This is a genomic window from Photorhabdus kleinii, from assembly GCF_025384885.1.
GTDB classification, from domain to species: domain Bacteria; phylum Pseudomonadota; class Gammaproteobacteria; order Enterobacterales; family Enterobacteriaceae; genus Photorhabdus; species Photorhabdus kayaii.
Genome location: NZ_JAJAFY010000029.1, coordinates 19,770 through 42,413 on the forward strand (window position 1 = coordinate 19,770; position 22,644 = coordinate 42,413).

Here is a 22,644-nt window from a genome sequence, read left to right on the forward strand (position 1 = left end):
CATAGGAGTCAGTGATTCATGCCTAAATTTTTTATAGATCGGCCAATCTTTGCATGGGTAATCGCGATTATCACCATGCTGGCTGGCCTGCTGGCAATTATGAAATTACCCGTAGCGCAATACCCTACTATTGCACCACCGGCGATTTCTATCTCTGCAACTTATCCCGGCGCAGATGCCACTACTGTGCAAAACACAGTGACACAGGTTATCGAACAGAACATGAATGGTATCGATAACCTAGTTTATATGTCTTCCGACAGTGATTCTGCTGGAAACATGAATATTACACTAACCTTTGAGGCCGGTACTGATCCCGATATTGCACAGGTACAAGTACAAAACAAGCTACAACTCGCTATGCCTCTGTTACCACAAGAAGTGCAACAGCAAGGTATACGTGTAGATAAGTCCACGGCCTCTTTCTTGATGGTTGCCGGATTCATCTCTGAAGATGGCTCTATGTCACAAGACGATATCTCTGACTATGTTGGTGCAACCGTCAAAGACCCTCTGAGCCGTGTCACTGGTGTGGGTGATACAATGCTTTTTGGTAACCAGTATGCTATGCGTATCTGGTTAAATCCTGACAAGCTCATTAACTACAAAATGACGACTCTGGATATAATAAATGCCATCAAAGCACAAAATAACCAAATAGCCGCCGGTCAATTAGGGGGAACCCCTCCGGTTCCAGGTCAACGCTTGAATGCGTCGATCATTGCTCAAACACGTCTAACCTCACCGGAAGAGTTCAGCAATATTCTTCTGCGTGTCAATACTGACGGTTCTCAGGTCCGTCTGAAAGATGTAGCAAAGGTGGAACTAGGTGCAGAAAGCTACAACATCATTGCCCGCTATAATGGAAAACCTGCTGCGGGTATCGGTGTCAAACTAGCGACAGGCGCTAACGCTTTGGATACATCCAAAGCAGTAAAAGAAGCGCTAAAAAATATGGAACCTTTCTTCCCTCACGGGCTGAAAATCGTCTATCCATATGACACCACACCATTCGTTAAAATCTCTATAAACGAAGTGGTAAAAACACTGGTTGAAGCCATCATGCTGGTGTTCGTGGTAATGTATCTATTTCTCCAAAATTTCCGTGCAACACTCATTCCAACCATTGCGGTTCCAGTCGTACTCTTAGGAACATTTGCAATACTCGCTACATTTGGCTATTCAATAAATACATTAACCATGTTTGCTATGGTTCTCGCCATTGGCTTATTGGTAGATGATGCCATTGTTGTTGTAGAAAACGTTGAACGTGTTATGCAGGAAGAAGGTCTATCGCCGAAAGAAGCAACCAAGAAATCGATGGGACAAATCCAAAGCGCCCTAGTTGGTATTGCAATGGTGCTGTCTGCTGTATTTATCCCAATGGCCTTCTTCGGTGGTTCAACCGGTGCAATTTATCGTCAATTCTCGATCACTATCGTATCTGCAATGGTATTGTCTGTGCTGGTAGCACTAATCCTAACACCAGCTCTATGTGCCACCATGTTGAAACCCATTGCCAAAGGTAGCCACGGTAAGCAGACCGGCGTCTTTGGCTGGTTCAACCGCATATTTGACAAAAGTACCCACCACTATACTGACAGCATTGGTCGTATTCTACGCAATACAGGCCGTTATCTGGTAATTTATGTATTCCTAGTGGCGGGTATGGCCATCATGTTCACACGTTTACCATCCTCTTTTCTTCCCGAAGAAGATCAGGGAGTATTGCTGACAATGGTTCAATTACCTGCGGGGGCGACACAGGAACAAACAGAAAAAGTTCTAGATAAAATAAGCGATTACTTCAATACAGAAGAAAAAGATCGTGTGGTTTCTGTATTTACCGTCAGTGGCTTTGGTTTTAGTGGGCAAGGTCAAAACACTGGGTTGGGATTTATAAGCCTAAAAGACTGGGGTGAACGTCCAGGTGCTGAAAACAAAGTACCTGCTATTGTTGCCAGGGCTAGTGCTCACTTCCAGAAAATCAAAGAAGGTATGGTTTTTGCGTTTAACATCCCGGCAATTGTAGAGTTAGGTTCAGCGACTGGCTTTGATTTTGAATTAATTGATAAAGCAAACCTTGGACATGACAAACTGACAGAAGCCCGTAACCAATTACTTGGCATGATACAACAGCATCCAGATATGTTAGTAGGTGTTCGTCCTAATGGTCAGGAAGATACCCCTCAATATCGGATCAGAATCGATCAGGAAAAAGCTGAAGCTCTCGGTGTTTCCATCGTGGATATCAACTCTACACTCAGCACGATGTTTGGCAGTAATTACGTAAACGACTTTATCGATCGCGGTCGAGTCAAAAAAGTTTACGTTCAGTCGGAAGCTCCTTATCGTATGCTACCAAGTGATATTTACAAGCTGTATGTCCGTAATAAACAGGGTGAAATGGTTCCATTCTCTGCCTTTACAGATACGTCCAAAGAACCCTGGACCTACGGTTCACCACGTCTGGAACGTTATAACGGTTTACCATCAATGGAAATATTGGGTGAAGCAGCCCCTGGTAAAAGTACCGGTGATGCAATGGCTTTAATGGAAGAATTAGCATCGCAGTTACCAAATGGAATCGGTTTCGACTGGACAGGTATGTCCTATCAGGAACGCCTGTCTGGTAATCAAGCCCCAGCTCTATATGCATTATCATTGATAGTAGTATTCCTCTGTCTAGCTGCACTGTATGAAAGCTGGTCAATTCCATTCTCAGTTATGCTAGTAGTACCATTAGGTATCGTTGGAGCCTTGTTAGCAACAACATTCCGCGGTTTAGATAACGATGTTTACTTTAAAGTTGGCTTGTTGACCACTATCGGTTTGTCGGCTAAGAACGCGATACTCATCGTTGAATTCGCCAAGGACTTGATGGAAAAAGAGGGCAAGGGGTTGATAGAAGCTACGCTAGATGCGGTAAGAATGCGTCTTCGCCCAATCCTAATGACATCACTAGCATTTATGTTAGGTGTTATCCCCCTAGTACTGAGTAATGGTGCAGGATCCGGCTCTCAAAACGCAGTGGGTACTGGGGTATTAGGCGGAATGATTGCAGCAACCTCGCTAGCCATCTTTTTCGTGCCGGTATTCTTTGTGGTTATAAGACGACGTTTCAGTAAGAAAGCGGAGGAGATTGAACTCGCATCAGAATCTCATTAAATGCTACCAACAATAACCAGAAGGCCGTCAAATCGGCCTTCTTAAATATAATCGTTGCCTACATCTGACAAGATTCTGATCATTAATCTATCCGCTTAATATTTAAGTAATTTCGTTTAAATTTAATTATAATCACCACTTATGAGTATAAAATAGCTTTAAAAATCCAAGCATTAGTAACTTTAATAAAATTAATATGAAAGTTGTCGGACAAAAATTACTTTATCTTTTTTTACACTAAATGACAAAAAACAATACCAGCACATAGTGACTTATGTAATAATGATGTTATATTCATTGATTATTGTAGCCATCAGGCTATAATCTGCCGTTACTGGTATCTGAGGGAAATACTGTTTTATATAAACCTACATATTAACTCACACATACTAGCCGCTATTTATAGTTTATTGAGTTAAGGTATGAATTTTGTTAAGAGCTGATTCTGATTTACTAGAAGCAAATCAGAGCCATCTGTAGAAAAGATAAATAATCCCAAAGAACGATTATAGATACATAATAATAATCTCTCGAAAAAAATTTATAATACGTGTATATGCTTAGTGTTTAACTCGAAAAATTAAGTAATGGCATATACATCAAGATCAACATAGCATGGATGAATATTCACTCAAGATGACATAATATTGATGAATTAGAATGCTTATGTGAAAATCTAAGGCAAGAAGCACTTCTAGTGCAGAGTACACAGAGATGAGACTGGTTGTGGAAATAGCTTCTACATTTCAGGAGATTTTAAAGCTAAACAAATAGATTGAATACATATCAACTTTCGTTTGGTACTTTAAAATAAAATATTCTGATGATTTCAGTCTTCTCACTTGAATTGATAAATGTATTGATAATACATATACTTATACTTTGTTTGGAAACAAATTAAGATTAGCGTTTCTAAACTTATGGAATGGTAAAAAAACTAATGAACGCTTAACCAGCGTCCTGTTACAGGATTTAAATTGCTCCTTGAGCAAAATTTGATTGAATATTTCCCTCAATAATTTTTTATATATGTTAAATAAGAAAGGCGATTATGACTAAAACTGATTATCTGATGCGTTTAAGAAAATGCACCACGATTGATACACTGGAACGTGTAATTGAAAAGAACAAATATGAACTTTCAGGAGATGAACTTGAACTATTCTACTCTGCTGCGGATCACCGCCTGGCTGAGCTGACCATGAATAAACTGTATGATAGAATTCCACCTTCAGTATGGAAATATGTTCGCTAAAATAGTCTTTATCAGATAGAAAGTGATCCGAGCCGGTAAAGTGCTATCGGCTTATTAGGTTACCAATGAAATTGGCGAGGGCTCTGCCAGCGGCATCCCGGCACACACATCCCCTGCTATGGCTGCTTCCTTCCGGACCTGACCAAGTTAACAAGTTAGCGTTGCGGGAGAACCAACAGAGCCCCCATTGTGACGTGTTGCTTTAACTCTAAAGCGGTGCCATTATCATTCATACCTACTTAAATAGCAAGACAGGCAGACCCGAATGCTGATTTATTGCACATTGCAAATCAATACAATAAGGAAATGTATTATCTAACGGCTTTCAACGTAATTTCGACATCTTTAGTCTTCCCATTATTAATCACTTCATATGCGGTATCTGTAACAAACATCAAGCGGCTATGCAGCGAAACAGAAGCTCTGACAACAATGCGTGCATTCGGCTTAATTTTGTTTGGCTGATAAGGCAAAACAAAATGGAAAGGTGATTGTTTCCCACCTAAACGCTCTACCTTCTGAGACAGAATAACTGAAGGTGCATCAGCCAAAGATACATCAGATAACGCCACTGTCAGAACAGCATCTGCTGGCAATGCTATACGCTGTAGTATATTAATATTACCTTCAACAAAAGACCGTTTCATTGGATTTTCAATCTTTCCCACCTGAGCATCTACTACCTCAGCACCTTTGGCATTACACCCAACCAAAGCAACCGCTAGTAATACGCCAGCGGGGAACTGCCATAATTTCATACACATTCCTCCATTATTAACTAATCTATATAAATATTAAAATAAATTGAAGTATCAAATCATTAAATCTAAATCATTTGAATTATAGATTAAAAATTTGAACATAAGACGCCAATAAATCTCACATTCTTTATTGCACTGCTGTTAGGACTTAAAACATTTACAATTTAGTTATTTATTAATCATCTATTAATGAGACAATAATCATCCCTTGTACTCTCGATAACCTAATAGAAAACAAAGGCATATTATGAGCAAGTCATTACAGAATCTGATAAATTTGATGAAATTGGAAAAAATTGAGGAAGGTATTTACCGAGGGCAAAGCGAAGATCTCGGTTTTCCTCAGGTTTTCGGAGGACAAGTGATTGGTCAGGCACTGTATGCTGCCAAACAAACCGTTGTCGATGACCGAATGGGCAACTCTTTCCATAGCTATTTCTTACGCCCCGGTGACAGTCACAAACCTATCGTCTATGATGTTGAGGTTTTGCGTGATGGAGGAAGTTTTAGTGCCCGGCGAGTTAGTGCAATTCAGAATGGTAAGCCTATCTTTTATATGACTGCCTCATTTCAAAGTCACGAAGAAAGTTTTGAACACCAAAATATAATGCCGGATGTACCCTATCCAGAAGAACTTATCCCTCAGGATGAAATCGTGAAAAAAATGTCGCATCTACTGCCACAAAAGATGCAGAATACTCTTCTTTTTCCCTGCCCATTAGAAATGAGACCCGTAAAATATCACAGTCCATTCAATTGTCCACCAGAAGAGCCTATACGCTATGTTTGGTTCCGCAGTAACGGCAATATGCCTGATAATCCTTTTATTCATCAATATCTACTTGGCTATGCCTCCGATTTTAACTTTCTGCCAACAGCATTACAGCCACATGGTGTCGGGTTCCTTGAGAAAAATATTCAGATAGCAACAATTGACCATTCTATGTGGTTCCACCGCCCGTTTAGACTAGACGACTGGCTGCTATATGCTGTAGATAGTCCGTCAGCTTCCGGTGCCCGTGGTTTTGTTCGGGGACAGATTTATAATCGTGAAGGGATACTTGTTGCTTCCACTGTACAGGAAGGTCTGATTAGGAAACGCAATAGATAAATGAATAAGGCAGCAAACTAAGAAACCAGCATTACATTTTATGGCCTTATTGCTGCCCTTTTATATTACAACTTAATTATAAGCACTCTCTCCGTGAGAATTAATATCCAACCCTTCCCTTTCAATTTCAACCGTAACCCTCAGCCCTACCAACAGATCTGCTATTTTAAAAGCAATAAAGGCAACAACGACTGACCAAATCACACAAACCAGTATACTAAAAGCCTGAATACCAACTTGTTCCAACATGGTTATACCCTCTGCATGGCCTGTCCCTCCCAAAGATTTAGCCGTAAAAACCCCTGTTAGGAGGCAACCTACGATCCCACATACGCCGTGTATGCCGAATACATCACACACATCGTCAACACGTAACCACCGTTTTAAGGCCACCACCCCCCAAAGTCCGGTAAAACCCGCGATCAGACCAATGATTAATGCACCACCAACACCAACCATTCCCGCCGCAGGTGTAATACCAACCAGCCCAGCAATACAGCCTGAACATGCCCCTAAAAGAGACGGTTTATTACGGAAAAACCATTCTGCAAAAACCCATGACAGGATAGCGGCGGCAGTCGCCACAATGGTATTTAAAAATGCTAGAGCAGCTATCTCATTAGCAGCACTAGCAGAACCAGCATTAAAACCAAACCAACCAATATAGAGCACAGCAGTACCAGTGAAGACCATCGGCAAGTTATGGGGTTTAAATGCTTCTTTCCCAAAGCCAGTACGTTTTCCCAGTAAGTAAGCACCAACCAATCCAGCTACAGCAGCATTAATATGAACAACCGTACCACCAGCAAAATCCAATGCTCCATCTTGTGAAAGCACACCCCCACCCCAAACCATATGCGCCATAGGCAGGTAAGAAAATGTCAACCACAGCACACTAAAAACTAACAAAGCCGGAAAGCGAATACGCTCCCCTAACGCACCAATAATCAAAGCAACTGTGATACAAGCGAAAGAACCCTGAAATGCCACATGAATTAGCTGATAAAAATTGCCACTTAAGTCAGTGAATGCCAAATTTTTTAGCATCACTTGACTAACACCACCGAAAAAACCATTCCCTGGCTCAAAAGCCAAGCTGTAACCGTAAATCACCCATAATACACATACTAAAGCAAAGCTCACCATGACCTGAGCCATTAACGATAAAACATTTTTATTCCGTAGCAATCCACCATAAAACAGAGCAATTCCTGGAATCGTCATAAACAGAACAAGGACTGTACAAATCATCATAAAAGCATTATCAGCTTTATCAACAACACCTTCCGCTGCCTGAGATAATGATGGTAAGCAACTGGCTACAATACCGGCAGCCACAGAGAATTTTCTTTTCATATCTATCTTCTCTATCAGTGAGTTACAGTGCCGCATCGTTAGTTTCTCCTGTTCTAATACGAATAGCCTGTTGCAATTCGATGACAAAGATTTTACCGTCGCCAACTTTTCCAGTGAAAGCTGATTGCTGAATAGCATGAATTACCTCCTCAACCAATTCATCTGCTACAGCAATATCTATCTTTATTTTAGGTAAAAAATTGACACTATATTCCGCTCCACGATAAAGCTCCGCATGTCCTTTCTGACGCCCAAATCCTTTTACCTCTGTTATGGTCAACCCCTGAACACCAAGACCAGAGAGAACTTCCCGAATATCCTCCAATTTGAATGGTTTTATAATTGTCGTAATGAGCTTCATACATCCCCCTTCCATCCGGCTATTATGTTTTCAATAAGGAAATAGCAAAGGGCGTGCCAGAAATTAAAAACATATAAAAATCAAATAATAAAGAGAGTAAAAATTATGGAGAATTAAGAAGGGAGGAGAGCAGCGAATATACTCTCCCGTGAGTGCACCGAATCAGTGCAAGCTTGATTAAATTAGCACCTCTTTCTCAGCGATTGTGCCACATTCATTTAATGTCTCACCTACTTGTTGCAACTGATACATCTGATAGTAACGTCCACGACTCACAAATAATTGTTGATGGCATCCCTGTTCAACAACTGCACCACGATGCAGCACCAGAATAGTATCAGCCTCCACAATAGTAGACAAACGATGAGCAATCACGATCAATGTTGTTTGTTGACGAATCAATCTCAAAGCCTGTTGTACCGCCTGTTCCGTACCAGAATCAATATTTGCAGTCGCTTCATCAAGGATCAAAATTTGTGGCGTTTGCACTAACACTCTCGCCATAGCAAGCAATTGTTTTTGACCGGCTGCCAACGTATTACCCTGCTCTCCCAAGATAGTATGAAGTCCATCAGGCAATGTACGTACTAACCCAGCTAATTGAACAGTTTCCAGTACTTGCCAAACCTTCTCTTCTGAAATATTCCGACCAAGCGTAATATTGTCAAAGAAAGAGCCCACAAGAACAACCGGGTCCTGCTGAACTATTGCCACACCATTGCGTAATACCGAATGAGACAGAGATGATACAGGCCGACTATCAAGATAAATTTCCCCTTTCTGCCACGGGTAATACCCCATCAGCAAATTTGCCAGCGTACTTTTACCACTGCCAGTATGACCAACCAAAGCAACAAAACCATGAGCCGGAACCTGTAAATTAATATCTTGCAAAATTATTTTTCCATGCCTGTAGGAAAAACTGACATTTTCTATATCAATTCGACCACTGGACAGTGGCTGACTATCCATGCCATAACCTTGTTGAGGGCTATCCATTAACTCAAATATTCTTTCACCAGAAACGACAGCTTGTTGCAGAATCGATTGCTGAGATGTCAATTCAATCAGTGGTTCATTCAACCGCCCCAAATAATTAATAAAAGCATACAATACCCCGACACCAATCGCCCCTGGCCCACTAATTCCAAACAACACGATAAGACCGCACAATACCATAGCAGATAGCAAACTCAGTAATGGGCGTAACAAAAGCCCATCTAATCTCAACGCTTGCATTCTCGCCTGATAATGAGTCCGACTGGTTGATAACATACGTTCACCAAAACGCGCCTGCTGCCGGAACTGCTGAACAACACTCATTCCATTAATGACTTCGTTAAACTCATCATTAATATCAGCCAAATAACTACGTACCCGACGGACAATTGGTGTACTAAAATGCTGATATATCGCCATAACAATCAATACGACAGGAAAAATAAGAATTGCAATCAATGCCATGCGCCATTCCAATATAAACATAGCAATCAGCATCGCACCAATCAATGCCATGCTGCGAAATACCGTAGGAACTACATTGACATAAAGATCTTTAATGACTTCAGTATCATTCGTTACACGGGAAATCAACTGCCCTACCGGTTGATTATCAAAAGCACTCAGAGGCTGACGCAATGCTGCATTCATCACATCAGTACGAAGCTGCTGAACCACATCAACTGACACTTGATTGAACAATAAAGCCTGAAAATAATGTAATACAGCCGTAATCAGTTGCAGAATAATAAAAGTTACCGCCAACCCGATAACCACCCTGGCAGGCATATTACCCGTTGCAACCATATTATCGATAAAGTAACTAATGAGAACTGGACCACTGACTTCCGCAATTGCAGCCCCCCATAACATGAGTACAGCTAGCCCCAACGGCTTACGATAATTCTTGCCATAAACTAGCAGACGTTTCAGAGACGGCCACAATTGACTAACTTTAGTCATCTTTATCTCCCTCTACTGTTTCCTCATCATCCAATGCTGCTTCAAGTTGCTGATAATAATACATATCACGATACCATCCTGGCTGCTCCGCCAGTTGCTGATGCCGTCCCTGATGTATAACAGAACCTTGCTGCATCACCAGAATATTATCAGCATCAGTTAATGCAGACAGGCGGTGAGCACTAATAATAACCGTCCGTTGTTGCCTCCACTGACTGAGGTTTTGTAAAATATTGTGTTCAGTTTGCCCATCAACCGCAGATAAAGCATCATCCAGAATCAAAATCTCTGCATCTAAAAGTAATGCTCTTGCAATGGAAATACGCTGCTTCTGCCCACCAGAAAGCATTACCCCTCGCTCGCCGACTTCTGTCTGATACCCCTCAGGCAAACGAAGAATATCTTCATGAACATTGGCAAGGCGGGCAACTTCTTCAATCTGTTCCTGTGTTGCATCAGTACGTCCCAAAGCGATATTACTGGCAACAGTATCTGAAAATAAAAAGGGGGTTTGATTGACAACAGCAAATCGTGCCCGCCATTCATCTAACTTAATATCCGCAATTTTGAGCGACTGGAAAAGAATTTCTCCATCAGTCACATCAAATTGTCTCTGTATCAGCGCAAGTAGTGTGCTCTTACCTGAACCAGTTGGGCCACAGATCCCTAATAACTGTCCAGGTAATAACTGGAAATTAATTTGACTGAGAACAGTTTTATTACTTTGCGGATAATTAAACGCTTTGATATTCACATCCAGAATACCGCGTTCAGGCAATAAATGACCAATACCATCCTCAATGACCGGGGGCTCTTGTAACAAACTACGGATACGACTATAAGCGGCACTTCCCCGTTCAACGATATTAAACATCCATGCCAGCGCTAACATTGGCCAAATCATTAAGCCAAGGTACATCACAAAACTGGTAAGCTCACCAAGTGTTAAAACACCATTCAACACCATCCAACTACCACCACCGATAGCTAGTAAGTTTGACATACCGATGGCAATAAAAATTGTCGGATCAAATCGAGCATCCACCCTGGCAACATACATATTCTTACGACCGGCTTCCACTGCAACTTGTTCAAACTGATTTGATTGCAAATCTTCAAGGCCGAACGCCTTAATCATACGAATACTGGTCAGACTCTCCTGAGCCTGGTTATTAAGAGCAGAAAATGCCCCTTGTGCAGATTTAAAGCGTCGATGAAGTTGATCACCATATCGTTTAATAATGATTGCCATGATCGGCATAGGTAACAGAGACAGTAAAGTTAATTGCCAACTAATTTGTATACTCATCATAATCAGCACTGCACAACCCATAACTAGTGAATCAACTAACGTAAGCACGCCTTCACCGGCCGCAAATACTACCCGATCCACATCATTAGTCGCACGAGCCATTAAATCTCCCGTGCGGTGACGCAAATAAAATTCAGGGCTTTGTCGGCTAAGTTGCTGGTAAAAATTATTCCGCAATTTCACTGCTAATTGATATGACGCCCCAAACAACCATAAACGCCATATATAACGCAAGATATAGACAATCAATGCGATAACCAGTATAACACCCGCCCACACCATCAATTGGTAAAACGACATAGACGCAGTGCTGATCCCATCAACGATTACACCCACCAGATAGGGAGGAATGAGTAGTAGAATAGAAATAATAATAAGCAGAGTCACTGCCCCAAGATAGCGACGCCACTCGCTACAGAAATACCAACTTAATTGAGAAAACAATCTCACACGTGTATATCCCGAAATGAAATAGATAGTAAAAATGTTGAACGACACTCAGAATAATTGATCTAACGCAATGAATTAATAATTGGTTAATCTGGTATCGGTAATGCTGTAGTGTATTTGATTTTTTCCATTGCAAAACTCGATGTCACATCAATCAACCCGGGAATACCATTAACCATACGCTTGTAGAAAAGATCATAACTTTTCATATCCACAACTTCTACGTGCATTAAATAATCACACTCACCAGCCATACGATAAAAAGCCAAGACTTCTGGCATTTGCTTTATAAATGCAACAAATTGCTCATACCAACCACTGCTATGCTGCTGAGTTCTGATCATAACAATCACTGTCAGCCCTAATCCTAATTTTTCGCTATCAAGCAAAGCAACTTTGCCAACGATATAGCCTTCATCTTCAAGTCGTTTTAACCGTTTCCAACAAGGAGTAGAGGTAAGATTAACAGCTTCCGCCAATGCATTCAGAGACAGGCTACAATCTTTCTGTAGTAACTTAAGCAACTTGCGGTCTGTTTTATCCAACATAGCTACCTCTTATAGAAAATTTTCCTACAAAGAAACCATATATTAAGAAAAATAACAATCTATTTCTCCCAGTATCAAGTTAATCTACCCGCTGCCAATTACTTTTAAATTATAGAGTTAATAATTAATGTCACACAGTTGGACCACCAAGGCAATCAGAGAGATTCAAGCAGACCATCAACGCAGCTCTGACACTCATCTTATCCGCCTTAATTTGCCAGTTTTTCCAGGCATCCATTTATATCTAAAAGATGAAAGCACCCATCCAACCGGCAGTCTGAAACATAGGCTTGCTCGTTCTTTATTCCTTTACGCACTTAGTAATGGTTGGATAAAGGAAGGTACCCCGGTTATTGAATCCTCATCGGGTAGCTCTGCTGTATCCGAAGCCTATTTTGCCCGCCTGCTTGGGCTACCTTTTATTGCTGTTATGCCCTCATACACTGCGAAACGTAAAATTCAGGAAATTGAATTTTATGGGGGTAAATGCCATTTTGTTAACCATTCAGCACAAATATATGACGAGTCAGAACGACTAGCGAAAGAACTAAATGGTCATTATATGGATCAATTTACCTACGCCGAACGAGCAACAGACTGGCGAGGTAACAACAATATTGCTGAAAGTATTTTTCGCCAGATGCAAATGGAACCATTTCCTGAGCCAGATTATATTGTTATGAGCGCTGGTACTGGGGGAACTTCTGCAACTTTAGGACGCTATATCCGTTACCAAGGGCATAACACTAAACTGATTGTTGTCGATCCAGAAAACTCTATATTTTATGACTATTACCGTCAAAATTGCTGTGATATTCGTGGCAATTATAGCAGCAAGATTGAGGGTATTGGCCGCCCTAGAGCAGAGCCTTCTTTTATTCCCTCAGTCATTGATGACATGATCCAAATACCCGATTGCGCCAGCATTGCAACAATTTACTGGTTGGAAAAATTACTAGGCAGAAAAGTTGGCGCATCTACGGGGACTAATGTCTGGGGAGCTCTTCTGCTTGCTAACCAAATGCATGAGCGTGGAGAACAAGGTGCAATAGTAACTTTACTGTGCGACAGTGGTGAACGTTATCTCGATACTTATTACAATCCAGATTGGGTAAAAAATAACATCGGCGATATCTCACCTTATCTCAAACAACTACCCAATTTCTGTAGTTATAAGTAACATAACCATTTTATTCCAATGAGGATGTTACAATGAGACGAGCTGTTGTTGTATTCAGTGGGGGGCAAGATTCCACTACCTGCCTGATTCAGGCAATTAATCAATATGATGAAGTACATTGTGTCACTTTTGATTATGGTCAACGCCATCGTGCCGAAATTGATGTTGCACGTAATATCAGTCATTCTCTTGGTGCTGTCGCACATAAAGTACTGGATGTCACATTACTTAACGAATTGGCTCTCAGCAGTCTGACTCGTGATAATATTCCTGTTCCCGATTACAATGAAAGTGAAAAAAGTGCCATACCCAGTACATTTGTCCCTGGCCGTAATATCTTATTCCTGACGCTGGCTGCTATATATGCTTACCAAGTTGAAGCCGAAGCAGTCATTACCGGCGTATGCGAAACTGATTTTTCCGGCTACCCTGATTGCCGTGATGAATTTGTCAAGGCACTGAATAAAGCAGTAAGCCTTGGCATTGCCCGTAATATCCGCTTTGAGACGCCATTGATGTGGCTCAACAAAGCTGAAACTTGGGCATTGTCCGACTACTACCAGCATTTAGACTTTATTCGTAGTCAGACATTGACTTGCTACAACGGTATTCAAGGTAATGGGTGTGGTACATGTGCAGCTTGTCATCTCAGAGCTAACGGATTAGAACAATATCTCAATGCGCCTGAGAAAATTATGACTGAAATGAAAGCAAAAACACATTTAGTTTAATCCAAATGGCAATGAGAGCTTTTTCCTCTCATTGTCCTGTTTGCACCAAAACTCCCATTATTTCACGTAATTCACCTTCAATAGACAAAGCTCTTTGTGTTTTCCTATCAATCCAGACAAACGTAGTTTTAGCATCTGCAATGAGTTGATTATTCCTCTTGCGTATAATTTCTTGAGAAAATACGCCACTCCTGTTTCTCAGCTCCGTCAACCGGCAATCCACCTCTAATTCATCACCAAGAACCGCTGAACTGCGATAATTAATATTAATATTAACCACTGCAAACCCAACATTGTTTTTCTGTATCCATTCCACTACAGAGTGTTTATGCAGCCACTCCCATCGAGCACTTTCTAGAAATTCCAAGTAGCGAGCATTGTTCACATGTTGAAATAAATCTATATGATAACCATGAACTTTTATAACTGAACTCATAATATTGCCTTAATGTTAATGTCACTCGTCTGATCAAGCTGATTTCACAATAGCAAAACAAAAAATTCATACTAATTAAAGTGATTTATTTGCAACCTTGATCACAACATCCTCATTCACAAAATAAATCATGAATAAGGATGAGGGAAATATATACTAGTAGCTTAACTTATTTCTGTTTCGTTCAACGAAAACTGGCCCTATTCCCTGAACCTCTTGTAATTGTTCCACCGTAGTAAATGCACCATGTTTTTCCCGATATTCAACAATCCCCTGTGCTTTTTTTACTCCAATACCATTCAGTGCTTTTGCTAACTCTTCTGCACTTGCAGTATTAATATTCACCTTTCCTTTTTCCTCTACTTTCAAAGCTTCCTGCTGCTGTAGCTGCTTTTCTGATGAAGAATGGCTAGTAATACTGACTGTTTTAGCTACTTTGTCTTTTACTTGTTCGGCGGCAATCGCAAATTGTCCGCCACACGCATAAAGCAAGCCAGCAACCAGAACAGATAAAATTCCCGATTTTTTCATATATGAATTCCTCCATGTTTTATTAGCGAGAAAAAGATTGCCACAGATAAATTTGAGCACAATGGACGAAGATCAGATATGCGAAAGGCCGCGAAAGCGGCCTTTATTGACAAGATAATTACAAAGATATTTGCGATACTCTCCGCAAATTTTTATTCGATATGACCTAACTTAATTTTGGCTTTTTCACGCAGACTTATCAGCAAAGATTCCAGCATAGCGTTACCCATTTCACTCTGGTAAACACCCGTCATGTTTTTAATTTGTTCCTCCGATACAACACCTGGAGTCACTTTATCCAGTTGAATCAGCACAACGTCATCCAAACTATTTTTCGTCAAACCATATTCTGCCTGACCTTCTTTTGGCTGTGGTAACGCGAACACTGCATTAACTAACATATTATCTTGAGATGTACGCTGAATAACCTGGGGTTCACCAAACTGAATACCTGCATTTTTCAAGGCTTGCTCACCTTTACCTTCCTTTAAGGCGGCCAGTAACTTATCGCTTTCGACTTGAAGTTGTTTTTCAGCTTTCTGACGTTTAACCAGTTCAGTAACCTGTTCTTTAACTTTTTCGAAGGGTTGTACTGTTTCTGGTTTATAATTGTCTACACGCAGAACAAATGCACGATCACCTTCAACGGAGATAACATCAGAGTTAGTTCCTGTTGGCCCCTGCCCATCAACAAGATTGCCTTCAAAAATGGCATGAATAACAGAACTAAAGTTAATCTCTGCCGGCACATGATTACGATCAAACCAATCAGTCGTCACAACCTTAATACCTGAAATTTCCTCAGCAGCAGCTAAAGATTCATTATCGCTGGTAGCAGCATCACTGACTTTCTGTTGCAGAGCATAGAAAGCATCTACTGCTTTTTCCTGCTTAACCGTTTTTTCAATTTCAGAGCGAACTTCAGATAAGGGTTTAATTATTTGAGGTTTAATCTCATCCAAATGGAAAATAACAAAGCCATTAAGAACCTTAACCAAAGAAGAAATTTGGCCTTTCTCTTTTAAATTAGCTTGTCTCAACTCTTCAGGAAGAGCATCTTCTTCCATCCAACCGATATCACCATGATTTTTCGCTGAAAATTTATCGGTGGACTTTTCAGCCGCCAATTTACCAAAATCAGCACCTTTATTTAGCTCATCAACTACTGTTTTAGCCTCAGCTTCAGTTGCAAGCTGAATTAAACTGTACTTTTTCTGCTCTGGTTGTGTATAGCGTTTTAAGTTGTGCTCATAGTAAGCATCAATGTCAGCAGACGTAGCCGAAACCTTATTCATTTCATCTACAGCATCCATTTTGATATAGCTGACTTTCACTTCCTCAGGAGCAATAAAGCTGCTCTTATTCAGATTATAGTAATCTTGCAAATCTTTATCTGTTACTTCCTGCTGCGCCTGAATTTTCTTCAGCTCCAGTGTAGCCAAACGGGCGGTTCTCTGTTGCAAAAACAATTCAGCATTGAGTTTCACTTCACTCGGCAAAGCTATTTCACTACCAGAAAAAGCCATAATTAATTGTTGATTAACTAAATTCTGACGTGTTTGTTCAGCAAAAAGATCCGGACTCATATTGGAACGGTTGAGCAACTCCAGATATTTGTTGTTATCAAATTTACCATTTATCTGAAAGTAAGAAGTATTTCGGATAAAATCCTTAACTTGCTCATCACTGGCAGATAAACCTAATTCACGGGAATATTGTTCAATTAATACATTATTAATTAGACGCTCCAAAGCCTGATTACGAATCTGCTTCATGCTTTGTTCGTCACTTGCCAACACAGAGAATTTATCTCCCAATTGATCTTTCAAGGTGTCTCTCTCTTGCTGAAACACCCTCTCCAATTCAACACGACTGATAGTCTGACCATTCACTTCGGCAGCATAACTACCAGCTCCACTTGTCAGGTAACCCCCAACTCCCGTCAAAACAAAAGACAGGATAATGAGAGCCAGCACGATTTTAAGCACAGGACTGTTTGCCGCCGTGCGTAGGTTGTCCATCATAAAGAGGCAAAACTCCGCTTTGGTGAAATTGAAAATACCATATTACGCTAATTCAAGCGCTAAGAGAAAAAAAGCGCACCAATCAATTGATGCGCTTCTATTTTAACTTACCAAACCTATCTCGTCAGTCTATTGTTTGCCAATATACCCGTCATCTTTCAAGTTGCCTCTTTGTTGGCTGCACTCACTCACCCCAGTCACATAGTTCGCTATGCTCCCGGGGATTCGCTCCCTTGCCGTCGCGATCCATCTTGAAATCCATAGGGTATATAACAAGAACTGATAAACAATATTTGGTTTGTGTCACCCATTAACAGCGTCTTTCAAACCTTTACCTGGACGGAAAGCAGGTACTTTAGCCGCAGCAATTTTGAGCTCTTTTCCTGTTTGAGGGTTACGGCCTGTACGTGCAGAACGTTCACGAACAGCAAAAGTACCGAATCCCACCAGAGCAACATCATCACCATCCTTCAATGCACCCGTTACAGAAGAAATGAATGCATCTACTACACGCCCCGCAGCTACTTTAGAAATATTAGAGTCAGCAGCAATTTTGTCGATCAGTTGTGATTTATTCACTCTTATCATCCCCATATAGTTTTTACTACCGCATCAGAATCCCAACGGATAACCCGATAGCAGTGCCGTTATATCAATCCTTTCCGATATTGGCAAGAAATCATAAGACAACAAAATATTTATTAAGCAGTTTATCCAAGTTAATAATATAAAAAAGCTGGTAAGCCTGAATTCACTTACCAGCCTATATTTCATTCATACTTATTGAAAAAGTTCACTATTTTTGTATTACTTGACTGACACTAATTCTGCGCCAAACGCAGGGTTCTGCAATGTAATAGACAAAACATCTTCAATACGTTTAACTGGATGGATCTGTAGATCTGCAACAATGTTCTGGGGAATTTCTTCCAGATCACGTTTATTCTCTTCCGGAATTAAGACTGTTTTAATTCCACCTCGATGGGCAGCTAATAGTTTCTCTTTCAAGCCACCGATTGGCAGAACTAAACCACGCAACGTGATTTCACCCGTCATAGCAACATCCGCCCGAACTGGATTACCGGTCAGACAGGAGACTAATGCTGTACACATGGCGATACCCGCACTTGGGCCATCTTTTGGCGTCGCACCTTCCGGAACATGGACATGAATATCCCGTTTCTCATAGAAATCAGAGTTGATACCCAACTTATCAGCACGAGCACGAACAACTGTTAATGCTGCCTGAATGGATTCCTGCATAACCTCACCGAGTGAGCCGGTATAGGTTAGTTTACCTTTCCCTGGAACACACGCGGTTTCAATGGTCAGTAAATCACCACCAACCTCAGTCCATGCAAGCCCTGTGACCTGACCAATACGGTTTTCTGTATCTGCACGGCCATAATCCACACGTTGAACACCCAAATAATCTTTCAAGTTATCTGCATTGATTTCAATATGTTTTAAATTTTTATCCATTAACAATGTCTTCACCGTCTTACGGCACAACTTAGAAATTTCTCTCTCTAAACTACGCACTCCGGCTTCACGAGTATAATAACGGATAATGCCAATAATAGCACTGTCATCAATAATTAATTCATTTCTTTTCAGAGCATTACGTTCAATCTGCTTAGGCAGCAAATGACGCTTGGCAATATTTAACTTTTCATCTTCGGTATAACCGGAAAGACGAATAATCTCCATGCGATCCAACAATGGTGCTGGAATATTCATAGAATTGGATGTTGCAACAAACATGACATCTGACAGATCGTAATCGACTTCCAGATAATGATCGTTAAATGCCACGTTCTGTTCTGGGTCCAAAACTTCCAATAAGGCAGAAGCTGGATCACCACGCATATCGGACGACATCTTATCAATCTCGTCCAGTAGGAATAGGGGATTTTTCACTCCAACTTTGGACATTTTTTGAATCAATTTGCCCGGCATAGAGCCAATATAGGTACGGCGATGACCACGAATTTCCGCTTCATCACGGACCCCACCCAATGCCATACGCACATATTTCCGCCCGGTCGCTCGTGCAATAGACTGACCTAAAGAGGTTTTACCCACCCCAGGAGGACCAACCAGACATAAAATCGGTCCTTTAATTTTGCTAATTCGGCTTTGTACTGCTAGATACTCAAGGATACGCTCTTTCACACGCTCTAAACCATAATGGTCGGTATCCAGAGTTTCCTGAGCTTTAACTAAATCTTTTTTAACTTTACTGCGAGCAACCCACGGAACCTGCACCATCCAATCGATGTAGCTACGGACAACCGTCGCTTCCGCCGACATAGGAGACATCATTTTCAGTTTTTGCAATTCAGCTTCGGCTTTTTCACGAGCTTCTTTGGGCATTTTTGCCGCTTCAATTTTGCGCTTCAGGGTTTCATACTCATCAGGCGCATCATCCATTTCACCCAGTTCTTTTTGAATCGCTTTCATCTGCTCATTCAGGTAGTACTCGCGCTGGCTTTTTTCCATTTGTTTTTTCACGCGGTTACGGATGCGCTTTTCTACCTGTAACAAATCAATTTCTGATTCCATCATTGCCATCAGATATTCAAGACGCTCAACGACATCAGACATTTCCAAAACAGTCTGTTTATCACTGAGCTTCAATGGCATATGCGCAGCAATTGTATCAGCTAATTTAGCTGCATCTTCAACACTGTGTAGCGAAGTCAAAACCTCTGGCGGGATTTTCTTATTTAGCTTAATGTAGCCTTCAAACTGATTAATAGCTGTCCTGATCATAACTTCCTGCTCACGTTCATCAATGATCGGTGAGTCAAGATACTCAGCATGAGCAGAAAAATGTTCGCCATTGTCAGTCAGAGTTGTAATGCGGGCACGTTTCAACCCTTCAACAAGCACTTTTACGGTGCCGTCAGGCAATTTTAACATTTGTAAAATAGAAGCTACTGTACCAACGGAGAAAAGGTCATTAACCCCTGGCTCATCAGTCGAAGCTTCTTTTTGCGCAACCAACATGATTTGTTTGTCATGATCCATTGCTACTTCTAGGCAGTGAATAGACTTCTCACGCCCTACAAACAATGGGATCACCATATGCGGGTAAACCACCACATCGCGCAGAGGCAATACAGGGATTTCTATGCGTTCGGAACGCTCAAGATTCATAGAGCTCTCTCTTCGTTTAGCTTTCGCCAGTTTTTAGGGAATCTCGTGAAACGCGGTTCTCACGAGTTTCACTCCATAGAATATAAAATATATGGGGACAGGAATTTGACATTCAATAGTATGATACTTTAATAAAAATAAAATGAGGGTAGTCCCCTCATTTTATTCAATAATATCTCGTTTAGTGAATTCCCTATCCTAGACTCAATTATTCACCAGAAACCTGGGCATCCGGTTTGCTGTAAATCAGTAAAGGCGCAGATTGACCATTGACAACCGATTCATCTACAACAACTTTCCCAACGTTTTCCATTGATGGCAGATCATACATAGTGTCCAACAATGCGCCTTCAACGATAGAACGCAGGCCGCGGGCACCAGTCTTACGAACCATTGCTTTCTTAGCAATAGCTGTCAGGGCTTCACTTCTGAATTCCAGATCAACACCTTCAAGGTTAAACAGTGCTTGATACTGCTTGGTCAACGCATTCTTAGGCTCTTTCAAAATCTGGATCAACGCATCCTCACTCAATTCACTGAGCGTGGCAACAACAGGTAACCGCCCAATAAATTCAGGGATAAGACCAAATTTGATGAGATCTTCTGGCTCAGCCTGTGCAAGCAATTCGCCTTCAGTCGCTTTTTCTGACTCACCTTTGACTTTCGCACCAAACCCAATACCTGTACTGGTATTTAGACGCTGACCAATCACTTTATCCAGACCTGCAAACGCACCGCCACAAATAAACAAGATCTTAGAGGTATCTACCTGCAAAAACTCCTGTTGTGGATGTTTACGCCCCCCCTGAGGGGGAACCGCCGCAATTGTACCTTCAATCAGTTTCAGCAGCGCTTGCTGTACGCCCTCACCTGAAACATCCCGAGTAATTGACGGGTTATCAGATTTACGTGAAATCTTGTCAATTTCATCAATGTAAACAATACCGCGCTGAGCTTTTTGCACATCGTAGTCACATTTTTGCAGTAATTTCTGAATAATGTTTTCTACGTCTTCTCCCACATATCCCGCTTCAGTCAGCGTAGTCGCATCTGCCATAGTAAAAGGAACATCAAGATAACGGGCCAATGTTTCAGCCAATAGTGTTTTACCACTCCCTGTCGGCCCAATCAGCAGGATATTACTTTTACCTAATTCAACACCGTTACTGGTATCGCCATTACGTAACCGCTTGTAATGGTTATAAACAGCAACCGCCAACACTTTTTTCGCCGTTTCCTGACCAATTACATAATCATCCAAATGCTGACGAATTTCATGAGGCGTTGGTAATGCATTACGCTCACGATGTGGTACAAGCTCTTTAATTTCTTCGCGAATGATGTCGTTACATAAATCCACACATTCATCGCAGATATACACTGACGGGCCAGCAATCAATTTTCTCACTTCATGTTGGCTTTTCCCGCAGAAAGAGCAATACAGCAGCTTTCCTGAACCGTCTTTGCGCTTATCTGTCATCAGTCACAACCTCACTTTATCAACTGCTCACCCAGATTCGTCTGGCAAAGCAGGAAACTTCTGCTATTACCCCGAACGTCATAGCCTTACCAAGTGGTAAGCCGAATGTTTATATTATAGCTTCTGGGAATAATAAATTAATCGCGATGGGTGAAAATCTTATCAACCAATCCATATTCTACGGCTTCGTCTGCTGACAAGAAACGATCACGTTCTGTATCTTTCGCGATCTCTTCAATAGGTCTTCCCGTATGTTTTGCCATCAACTCATTCATACGCGATTTCACTTTCAGTATTTCCTGAGCGTGAATTTCAATATCTGTAGCTTGCCCCTGGAAACCACCTAATGGCTGATGAATCATAACCCGGGAATTTGGCAAACAGATACGTTTTCCCTTTGCCCCAGCAGTCAACAAGAATGCTCCCATTGAACATGCCTGCCCCATACAAATAGTACTGACATCCGGTTTAATAAACTGCATCGTATCATAGATGGACATTCCCGCAGTAATCACACCACCTGGTGAATTGATATATAAGAAAATATCTTTTTCCGGATTCTCTGCTTCAAGAAACAACATCTGAGCTGCAACCAGATTTGCCATGTGATCTTCAACCTGACCGGTCAGGAAAATAATACGCTCTTTTAATAAGCGAGAATAGATATCGTATGAACGTTCTCCACGAGCAGTCTGTTCAACTACCATCGGCACCAAAGCCATGTGAGGCGCATATTGATCCCGCTTGTCGCTATATGACATTTTCGTCTCCTAATAGAATTCATGTTGGTGCCATTCATAACCAATTCTACTTGAG

18 protein-coding genes and 1 other RNA gene are annotated in these 22,644 nt (G+C 41.2%); 5 read left to right on the forward strand and 14 right to left on the reverse strand.

Annotated elements, in window-relative coordinates; genetic code table 11:
* Positions 1-18: 18 nt before the first annotated feature.
* Positions 19-3,168, forward strand: coding sequence for an efflux RND transporter permease subunit (locus LG003_RS14275; protein WP_112877944.1), 3,150 nt, complete (start codon positions 19-21; stop codon positions 3,166-3,168).
* A 1,051-nt stretch (positions 3,169-4,219) separates the two neighbouring features.
* Positions 4,220-4,423, forward strand: coding sequence for an HHA domain-containing protein (locus tag LG003_RS14280; protein ID WP_011147992.1), 204 nt, complete (start codon positions 4,220-4,222; stop codon positions 4,421-4,423).
* Between the two features lie 81 nt (positions 4,424-4,504).
* Here LG003_RS14280 and ffs read toward each other — a convergent pair.
* Together ffs and LG003_RS14290 are read right to left on the reverse strand one after the other, a co-directional pair.
* Positions 4,505-4,601, reverse strand: an RNA gene (gene ffs / locus LG003_RS14285) — signal recognition particle sRNA small type.
* Between the two features lie 133 nt (positions 4,602-4,734).
* On the reverse strand, positions 4,735-5,181 hold the full coding sequence (locus tag LG003_RS14290; protein ID WP_262981017.1) for a YbaY family lipoprotein: 447 nt from the start codon (positions 5,179-5,181) through the stop codon (positions 4,735-4,737).
* Positions 5,182-5,431: 250 nt separating this feature from the next.
* Between LG003_RS14290 and tesB the strand changes: the two genes are divergently transcribed.
* A complete protein-coding gene (tesB, locus tag LG003_RS14295; RefSeq protein WP_112877942.1) occupies positions 5,432-6,295 on the forward strand; it encodes an acyl-CoA thioesterase II in 864 nt (287 codons plus the stop codon).
* Between the two features lie 72 nt (positions 6,296-6,367).
* Here tesB and amtB read toward each other — a convergent pair whose 3' ends face one another.
* The 5 genes from amtB to LG003_RS14320 all read right to left on the reverse strand — a co-directional run bounded on the left by amtB (position 6,368) and on the right by LG003_RS14320 (position 12,284).
* On the reverse strand, positions 6,368-7,651 hold the full coding sequence (gene amtB, locus LG003_RS14300; protein ID WP_112877994.1) for an ammonium transporter AmtB: 1,284 nt from the start codon (positions 7,649-7,651) through the stop codon (positions 6,368-6,370).
* 22 nt (positions 7,652-7,673) lie between these two features.
* Entirely contained in the window at positions 7,674-8,012 is a 339-nt protein-coding gene (glnK, locus tag LG003_RS14305; RefSeq protein WP_049582557.1) for a P-II family nitrogen regulator, read from the reverse strand.
* A gap of 177 nt (positions 8,013-8,189) precedes the next feature.
* Complete coding sequence (locus LG003_RS14310; RefSeq protein WP_262981018.1) at positions 8,190-9,974, reverse strand: SmdB family multidrug efflux ABC transporter permease/ATP-binding protein; 1,785 nt, start codon at positions 9,972-9,974, stop codon at positions 8,190-8,192.
* A complete protein-coding gene (locus LG003_RS14315) occupies positions 9,967-11,736 on the reverse strand; it encodes a SmdA family multidrug ABC transporter permease/ATP-binding protein (protein ID WP_112877940.1) in 1,770 nt (589 codons plus the stop codon). The genes LG003_RS14310 and LG003_RS14315 overlap by 8 nt, the downstream gene beginning before the upstream one ends.
* A gap of 86 nt (positions 11,737-11,822) precedes the next feature.
* A complete protein-coding gene (locus tag LG003_RS14320) occupies positions 11,823-12,284 on the reverse strand; it encodes an Lrp/AsnC family transcriptional regulator (protein ID WP_112877939.1) in 462 nt (153 codons plus the stop codon).
* A gap of 127 nt (positions 12,285-12,411) precedes the next feature.
* On the opposite strand from LG003_RS14320, the gene LG003_RS14325 reads away from it, so the two are divergent.
* Together LG003_RS14325 and queC are read left to right on the forward strand one after the other, a co-directional pair.
* The gene (locus LG003_RS14325; protein WP_112877938.1) at positions 12,412-13,464 is read left to right on the forward strand and encodes a PLP-dependent cysteine synthase family protein; all 1,053 of its coding nucleotides are present in this window, start codon (positions 12,412-12,414) and stop codon (positions 13,462-13,464) included.
* A gap of 32 nt (positions 13,465-13,496) precedes the next feature.
* The gene (gene queC / locus LG003_RS14330; RefSeq protein WP_112877937.1) at positions 13,497-14,195 is read left to right on the forward strand and encodes a 7-cyano-7-deazaguanine synthase QueC; all 699 of its coding nucleotides are present in this window, start codon (positions 13,497-13,499) and stop codon (positions 14,193-14,195) included.
* Between the two features lie 28 nt (positions 14,196-14,223).
* On the opposite strand, the gene LG003_RS14335 is transcribed toward queC, so the two are convergent.
* The 7 genes from LG003_RS14335 to clpP all read right to left on the reverse strand — a co-directional run bounded on the left by LG003_RS14335 (position 14,224) and on the right by clpP (position 22,589).
* Positions 14,224-14,631, reverse strand: coding sequence for an acyl-CoA thioesterase (locus LG003_RS14335; RefSeq protein WP_112877936.1), 408 nt, complete (start codon positions 14,629-14,631; stop codon positions 14,224-14,226).
* Between the two features lie 156 nt (positions 14,632-14,787).
* On the reverse strand, positions 14,788-15,162 hold the full coding sequence (locus LG003_RS14340) for a ComEA family DNA-binding protein (protein ID WP_262981019.1): 375 nt from the start codon (positions 15,160-15,162) through the stop codon (positions 14,788-14,790).
* A gap of 152 nt (positions 15,163-15,314) precedes the next feature.
* Positions 15,315-17,186: a peptidylprolyl isomerase gene (gene ppiD / locus LG003_RS14345; protein WP_262981020.1), complete on the reverse strand. Its 1,872-nt coding sequence runs from the start codon at positions 17,184-17,186 to the stop codon at positions 15,315-15,317.
* Positions 17,187-17,489: 303 nt separating this feature from the next.
* Positions 17,490-17,765 carry a nucleoid-associated protein HU-beta gene (gene hupB, locus LG003_RS14350; RefSeq protein WP_112877933.1) on the reverse strand — a complete coding sequence of 92 codons (276 nt, stop codon included), beginning with the start codon at positions 17,763-17,765 and terminating at the stop codon, positions 17,490-17,492.
* 228 nt (positions 17,766-17,993) lie between these two features.
* Positions 17,994-20,348, reverse strand: a complete 2,355-nt coding sequence (gene lon, locus LG003_RS14355; RefSeq protein WP_262981021.1) for an endopeptidase La — start codon at positions 20,346-20,348, stop codon at positions 17,994-17,996.
* 208 nt (positions 20,349-20,556) lie between these two features.
* Positions 20,557-21,828 (reverse strand): ATP-dependent protease ATP-binding subunit ClpX, encoded by a 1,272-nt coding sequence (clpX, locus tag LG003_RS14360; RefSeq protein WP_112877931.1) that lies wholly within the window; start codon positions 21,826-21,828, stop codon positions 20,557-20,559.
* A 137-nt stretch (positions 21,829-21,965) separates the two neighbouring features.
* Positions 21,966-22,589 carry an ATP-dependent Clp endopeptidase proteolytic subunit ClpP gene (gene clpP / locus LG003_RS14365; RefSeq protein WP_058588443.1) on the reverse strand — a complete coding sequence of 208 codons (624 nt, stop codon included), beginning with the start codon at positions 22,587-22,589 and terminating at the stop codon, positions 21,966-21,968.
* Positions 22,590-22,644: the final 55 nt, after the last annotated feature.

Bases quoted from the DNA above. Each gene is read 5' to 3' on its own strand.
- LG003_RS14275 (WP_112877944.1), top strand. From the start codon at position 19: ATGCCTAAATTTTTTATAGATCGGCCAATCTTTGCATGGGTAATCGCG.
- LG003_RS14280 (WP_011147992.1), top strand. From the start codon at position 4,220: ATGACTAAAACTGATTATCTGATGCGTTTAAGAAAATGCACCACGATT.
- LG003_RS14290 (WP_262981017.1), bottom strand. From the start codon at position 5,181: ATGAAATTATGGCAGTTCCCCGCTGGCGTATTACTAGCGGTTGCTTTG.
- tesB (WP_112877942.1), top strand. From the start codon at position 5,432: ATGAGCAAGTCATTACAGAATCTGATAAATTTGATGAAATTGGAAAAA.
- amtB (WP_112877994.1), bottom strand. From the start codon at position 7,651: ATGAAAAGAAAATTCTCTGTGGCTGCCGGTATTGTAGCCAGTTGCTTA.
- glnK (WP_049582557.1), bottom strand. From the start codon at position 8,012: ATGAAGCTCATTACGACAATTATAAAACCATTCAAATTGGAGGATATT.
- LG003_RS14310 (WP_262981018.1), bottom strand. From the start codon at position 9,974: ATGACTAAAGTTAGTCAATTGTGGCCGTCTCTGAAACGTCTGCTAGTT.
- LG003_RS14320 (WP_112877939.1), bottom strand. From the start codon at position 12,284: ATGTTGGATAAAACAGACCGCAAGTTGCTTAAGTTACTACAGAAAGAT.
- LG003_RS14325 (WP_112877938.1), top strand. From the start codon at position 12,412: ATGTCACACAGTTGGACCACCAAGGCAATCAGAGAGATTCAAGCAGAC.
- queC (WP_112877937.1), top strand. From the start codon at position 13,497: ATGAGACGAGCTGTTGTTGTATTCAGTGGGGGGCAAGATTCCACTACC.
- LG003_RS14335 (WP_112877936.1), bottom strand. From the start codon at position 14,631: ATGAGTTCAGTTATAAAAGTTCATGGTTATCATATAGATTTATTTCAA.
- LG003_RS14340 (WP_262981019.1), bottom strand. From the start codon at position 15,162: ATGAAAAAATCGGGAATTTTATCTGTTCTGGTTGCTGGCTTGCTTTAT.
- ppiD (WP_262981020.1), bottom strand. From the start codon at position 17,186: ATGATGGACAACCTACGCACGGCGGCAAACAGTCCTGTGCTTAAAATC.
- lon (WP_262981021.1), bottom strand. From the start codon at position 20,348: ATGAATCTTGAGCGTTCCGAACGCATAGAAATCCCTGTATTGCCTCTG.
- clpX (WP_112877931.1), bottom strand. From the start codon at position 21,828: ATGACAGATAAGCGCAAAGACGGTTCAGGAAAGCTGCTGTATTGCTCT.
- clpP (WP_058588443.1), bottom strand. From the start codon at position 22,589: ATGTCATATAGCGACAAGCGGGATCAATATGCGCCTCACATGGCTTTG.